We start from the raw sequence: 2,275 nt of genomic DNA on the forward strand, positions 1-2,275 counted from the left end.
AGCTAACGGCCCGTGAAACTCAGACGCACATTGTAGCGTGCTTTCTGTTTATTGCAATACCGTTTCGGCTGCGCCGATGCGGTTGAATCAGTGGGGTGGCTGAGGGGATTCGAACCCCCGACCACCGGAATCACAATCCGGTACTCTAACCAACTGAGCTACAGCCACCACTGAAACTTTCGCTCCACCGCCGATGAGGCTGACGCTGGACCTTGATGCTTTGCTAGCGGGTGGAACCAGAAGTCCGTCCCCCGAAGCGAGTCCGGCATTTTCCGGGAGTCGCGAAGGAATTGCAAGCACTTCTTCACATTGATGTGCAGGGGCCGGAACAGGAGATCAATGCTGCTCCGCCGAGGTCACGCGCGCGATGTCCGCATGCCCATCCAGGAATGACAGCGTGGCCTCCCCTTTCGGCGTGACCTGCAGCTGCAGGCGTGGCTGGCCAGCTCCGTCGAGCAACTGAAGCATCACGTTGCGCGACTGCGTCCTGCCAAGAGGCACTCGACGGGTAATCGCTTGCACACCCTGCGCGTGCAAGCGCTCATCGTCGGCCCAGAACATCGGTCGCAACTGTCCATCGGCGACATCGTTTCGATCACATCGAACGACGTGTTGCGTTCGGCCGTCACCCCCATCAGCAGGCCAGCAAACGCCCGCAAGGCGACAGCACCGCGGCAGAAGGTAAGCCGCCGTTGGCGCCTGCGCCGCCGATGTACTTCGACCAGCACCTGCTTCACCTCACCCACGCCGTTCGAATCTGCATCCATCCCGAGCTAGAGAAGGCGCGTGCCGCACGCACCGGATGTCAGGCGCTGGCGAACAGCCCGCCCCGTCGTCGGGCACGCCCCGAGAGCATGAACGCTTAGTGAACAAATCGTGAATGAATCTCAAATAGGGATGGGGGAGATCCATTCATACAACGTTAGCTGCAGGACATGGAACGCAGGGCGCGCGTTTGCAACCATGCCGATTCCTGCAATGAAGGTGAGATCAATAGATGAGCAAGCGGCTAATCGGATTCGTCGCGCTGGCAGCCGTGCTGGCAGTGGCAGCCGTTGCAATGTCCGGCTACCGGCAGCAGGCAACTGCGGATGCCACGGCAGAGGAATCCGGGAAGAGTGGCAGCCTCGATGAACGGCCTGACCAGGGAAGGCAGCTTCCGGCGTCAGGTGCGGCGGCCGCGCAAAGGCTTGAGCGGGACAACAGAATCCCGCCGGGCTCGTACAAGGCCGTGGGCCCCAAGGCCTACGAAATCGTAAGAGGCAATGAGTTCCGGCCTCCCGGTGACGCGCTTGCCCACGTCAAGCAACTGATGCTGCGCTCCGAATCCGGAGATGCCACGGCAACCTACGAAATCTATCGAACCATCGAGCAATGCCAGACCTTCATCTCGGATCGCGCTGACAAGCTGGCGGATTCGGCCACCACGGTCGGGGCCGGCAACTGGTTCCTGGAGCGGTCGGAACGAATCCTCAAAGAGTGTGAGTCGCTGGCTCTGGATCAGGACATCTATCACGCCGATTGGCTTTCGAAGGCCGCCGCCATGGGCTCGCAGGAAGCGATGCGCGCCTACTCGCGATCGCCGGAGAAAGTCATCGGTTCGCTTGATGACGCAATCCGTGATCCCGCGGCGCTCGAGGCGTGGAAGGACACCGCCACCGGATATCTGCGCGAACTGGAATCACAAGGGAACGTCAATGTCATCAGCGACATGGCGATGGCCTACACCTATGGCGGCATCGTTCCTGCGGATCCCGTTGCGGCCCTGGCGTACACCCGCGTCCTCAACCGGCTGGACCCACGTTTTGCCACCACCAATGACATTGCCAACCATGAGAAAAACCTGAGCAGCCAAGAGAAAGAGAAAGCCCGCATTTCATCGAACGAAATCTTCAAGAACTGTTGCATCCCACGATAAGGACCTATTGTGAAAGCTAGACTGATTGGGATTATCCCTTCGCTTGGTAGAAACTCCATTCCCGCCATTGCAGGCGTGCTGCTGTTCATGGCGGCCGGGAGCCTTCAAGCGAAAAAGCTTCCTGGCGTCATCAACTGCACCGCCGGATGCACGCTGACAACCCCGTATCCCGATCCGGTGACCAACCAGCAGCTTTCCCAAGAGGTCCAGAAGCTCAATGACGGCCGGACCACGGTCTGGACTGCCCAGACGCGCGTCCAGACCGGCGATGTCCTGACCGTCTGTAACGGTATTTCCTGCGTCAACTACACGTGGCGAGGTGCAGGTTTCGACTCCGGCGAAGTGATTTCGACCGTC

3 protein-coding genes and 1 tRNA gene are annotated in these 2,275 nt (G+C 59.9%); 2 read left to right on the forward strand and 2 right to left on the reverse strand.

Going from position 1 to position 2,275, the window contains the following annotated elements; genetic code table 11:
• Window positions 1-91 precede the first annotated feature (91 nt).
• A tRNA-His gene (locus QRO95_RS09780) sits at window positions 92-168 on the reverse strand.
• A 168-nt stretch (window positions 169-336) separates the two neighbouring features.
• Window positions 337-561: a hypothetical protein gene (locus QRO95_RS09785; RefSeq protein ID WP_285302429.1), complete on the reverse strand. Its 225-nt coding sequence runs from the start codon at window positions 559-561 to the stop codon at window positions 337-339.
• Between the two features lie 436 nt (window positions 562-997).
• Between QRO95_RS09785 and QRO95_RS09790 the strand changes: the two genes are divergently transcribed.
• Window positions 998-1,918 carry a hypothetical protein gene (locus QRO95_RS09790; protein ID WP_285302430.1) on the forward strand — a complete coding sequence of 307 codons (921 nt, stop codon included), beginning with the start codon at window positions 998-1,000 and terminating at the stop codon, window positions 1,916-1,918.
• Window positions 1,919-1,927: 9 nt separating this feature from the next.
• A partial coding sequence (locus QRO95_RS09795; protein ID WP_285302431.1) for a hypothetical protein occupies window positions 1,928-2,275 on the forward strand: 348 nt, incomplete at its 3' end.

The sequence above is a fragment of the Stenotrophomonas maltophilia group sp. Smal13 genome, from assembly GCF_030236855.1.
In the GTDB taxonomy this organism is placed as follows: Bacteria; Pseudomonadota; Gammaproteobacteria; order Xanthomonadales; family Xanthomonadaceae; genus Stenotrophomonas; species Stenotrophomonas maltophilia_A.

Coding starts and splice junctions, on each gene's coding strand:
- QRO95_RS09785 (WP_285302429.1), bottom strand. CDS start 561: ATGTTCTGGGCCGACGATGAGCGCTTGCACGCGCAGGGTGTGCAAGCG.
- QRO95_RS09790 (WP_285302430.1), top strand. CDS start 998: ATGAGCAAGCGGCTAATCGGATTCGTCGCGCTGGCAGCCGTGCTGGCA.